Origin of the sequence: Plasticicumulans sp. (genome assembly GCF_035331805.1) — a bacterium.
Taxonomy (GTDB): domain Bacteria; phylum Pseudomonadota; class Gammaproteobacteria; order Competibacterales; family Competibacteraceae; genus Plasticicumulans.
On the sequence record NZ_DAOLKE010000440.1, the window covers coordinates 1 to 2,585 of the forward strand.

The window sequence follows — 2,585 nt, forward strand, 5'->3', positions numbered from 1 at the left end:
CGCTGCTGCAGGTCGCCGAGGTTCGGCAGCGTGGGCGCGATCTCCGCATAGAACTCGGTGAGGTCCATGCGCGAGAAGTCCAGCGCCTGGAGCTGCGCGAGCGCGAAGCCGCTGCAGTCGGGGCCCTGGGCGCCGCCCCAGCCGCGGCCGAGTTGCGCGCGGCCCTGCTCGTTGATGATGCGCGACAGGCGCGAGTTGAAGCAGCAGTAGGTCTCGGTGGTCTCGATGCAGGTGCGGATGATCGGCAGTCGCATCGAGCAGTAGCTGCCGACGCCGTGGCACAGGCGGTTGTCGCGCTTCATCGCGAGGACCTGCTCGGCGTCCTCGCAGGACAGCAGTCCCGAGAGCTGGATCGCGAGCATCGCGAGCGTCCACGGGCCCGGCACCAGCGAGGTCACGAAGGAGCCCACCGACAGGTCGCCGGCGATCAGCCCGGCGAGCGCCGAGGAGCCGCCGCCGGCGCCGAAGAGCGCCTCGAAGCCGGCGATCACGAGGTCGGGCGCATCGGCCGTGAAGAGGGCGTCGTAGGTGTAGCTCGAGCCGATGGCGCCGATGGCCTGGCCGCCGGCGCCGGTGATCAGGCTGAAGGTGGAGAAGAGCGAGCCGTCGGTGCCGCCGCCCTTGCAGCAGTTCACCAGACCGAAGAGCTTCTTGCGGCAGCGGTTGTCGTAGCCCTTGAAGACTTCCAGCGTGTTCGGGTCCAGGTAGCGACCGGCTTCGCGCTGCGCTTCCAGTCCGGCGACGGCACGCGCGAAGTCGGCGTCCGGCGCGTAGCCGGTGTCGAAGCAGCGCCCGTCCAGGCAGAACTGCTGGCCGCCGCAGTTCGTCACCGTCGAGGTGGTGCCCGTGGCGACGCGGCACTGCCAGGTCTGCTCGTAGAGCATGCAGGCGCCCTGGGGGTTCGTGTCCATGCAGCGCGAATCGACCTGGCTGCAGCCGCGGTCGCGCAAGGGCTGGCAGTCGTCGGTGCTGTTCTGCGAGACGCAGGTGTAGGACGCGCGGTAACGCCAGCAGTCCCGCTGCACCGGGTAGCCGCCGATGGTGCGGGTCTCCGGGCCTTCGACGCAGGTCTCCGCGGTCTGGTAGCAGTCGGCGGCTGTGGCCGGCGCCGATGCGAGCAGGCAGAGCGCCAGCGCGCTGCCGGCGATCCAGTCGAAGCGCCGCGCGGCTCTCATTGCGAGCGCGCCTCCAGCGTCGCGCACTGGTTGTCCCAGGTGTCGCTGAAGCTGACCGTGGTCGGCATCGCGAAGGTGTTGGCGCCGTAGTAGCTCGTGCCCTGGCAGGGGTTGTAGAACCACGCGCCGATGGTGCAGTTGGGGCCGGCGCAGCTCTGGCTGTAGTAGGTCTGGTAGCAGAAGAAGCCGTCGATCCGCGAGGGGCCCGGGGTCTGCGGGATCTGCGTGTTCAGGCTGCCGGGGACGTCCTGCGAGCCCAGGTCCATGTAGACCTGACCGCTGCCCTTGTCGATGGTGAAGACGTGCATCGTGTAGCTGTTGGTCCCGCAGCTGAAGTCGAAGGCCAGGTAGTCGATGCAGGCGGGGCAGGGGTCGGCGGTGACGCGGGTGAGGAACTGGCCGGCCGAGCAGCCGGGCGTCTGGATCGGCGTGACGATCAGCACCTTGTCGCAGGTGAGGGTCTCCAGCGTGCGGTACTGGTGGCAGATCGCCGTCTCGAAACGGTCGGGCGTGGTGACGGTCTGGACGGCGCAGCCGCTGTAGGTGCCGGCGATGTTTCCGGCGATGGCCTGCGGGTCGGCGGTGATCGCGCGACCGCGGGTGAGCAGGGGGTCGGTCGGCGCGATGCCGAAGCTCGGCCGTTGGCTCGGATTGGTCTGCGAGAACTGCACTGCCGTGCAGGAGGGATCGGCGGCGGGGCCGCTCGCGCAGGCGCTGGCTCGTGCCGCGGCCTGGCTGCCGAGCCCCGGGCTGCCGAAGTAGCTCGCCTCCGGGGGATTGGTGGTGTAGCTCGGAACGGTGGACTGCGCCGTGCTGCCGCTGATGGTGCCGCGGGCCGCGGCGTTGCCGGTCCGGCCGAGTGCCTTGCCCTGCTCGAAGGCCTCACCCTGCGTTGGCGGCGCTTGCGCGTAGAGGGACGGCAGCGCTGCGAACAGCGTGGCCGCGAACGCGACGAGCTGGCCGGTGAGTCGTTTCGAGGCCCGCATGCTCAGGGCCCTTTCAGCCGCGCGAGCAGCGGCGCCACCAGCGGTCGCGCTTCGGGGCGCTGCCTGGCCAGCGTGTCCAGCGCGTGGTCGAGGCTCACGTCTCCGGACACGCTGACGAAGGCCGGAGGCGTGCGGCAGTCCGTGCCGCAGCTCGTCGCCGTGTCGGCGCGATCGTCGAGACTCAGCACGAAGGTCGGCGCGCGTTCGATGCGATGGCGTGCGAAGGCTTCGGGGTCGATCACCCACGCCACCTGACGCTCGCCGATCAGGCTGGAGACGGCCGCGAGGGTCTCGCGCATCGAGTTGGCCTTCAGGCCCCGCAGCACCAGGACCGCGCCGCTGCGCGCGGCTTGATCGGTCAACAGTTGCAGGCTCGCGCGGGGCATCTCCAGCGTGATGAAGATGCGAAGCGGGCTCGCGGCCG

At 70.3% G+C, this 2,585-nt stretch carries 3 protein-coding genes; all 3 read right to left on the bottom strand.

What is annotated here, in order from left to right; genetic code table 11:
• Nucleotides 1-1,175, bottom strand: a 1,175-nt coding sequence (locus tag PKE44_RS18085; protein ID WP_324554028.1) for a conjugal transfer protein TraN, incomplete at its 3' end; no start/stop codon positions are given.
• Nucleotides 1,172-2,161, bottom strand: coding sequence for a hypothetical protein (locus tag PKE44_RS18090; RefSeq protein ID WP_324554031.1), 990 nt, complete (start codon nucleotides 2,159-2,161; stop codon nucleotides 1,172-1,174). The genes PKE44_RS18090 and PKE44_RS18085, both read right to left, overlap by 4 nt.
• A 2-nt stretch (nucleotides 2,162-2,163) precedes the next feature.
• A partial coding sequence (gene trbC / locus PKE44_RS18095) for a type-F conjugative transfer system pilin assembly protein TrbC (protein WP_324554033.1) occupies nucleotides 2,164-2,585 on the bottom strand: 422 nt, incomplete at its 5' end.

Excerpts from the sequence above, each read along its gene's own strand:
- PKE44_RS18090 (WP_324554031.1), bottom strand. The coding sequence starts at position 2,161 with ATGCGGGCCTCGAAACGACTCACCGGCCAGCTCGTCGCGTTCGCGGCC.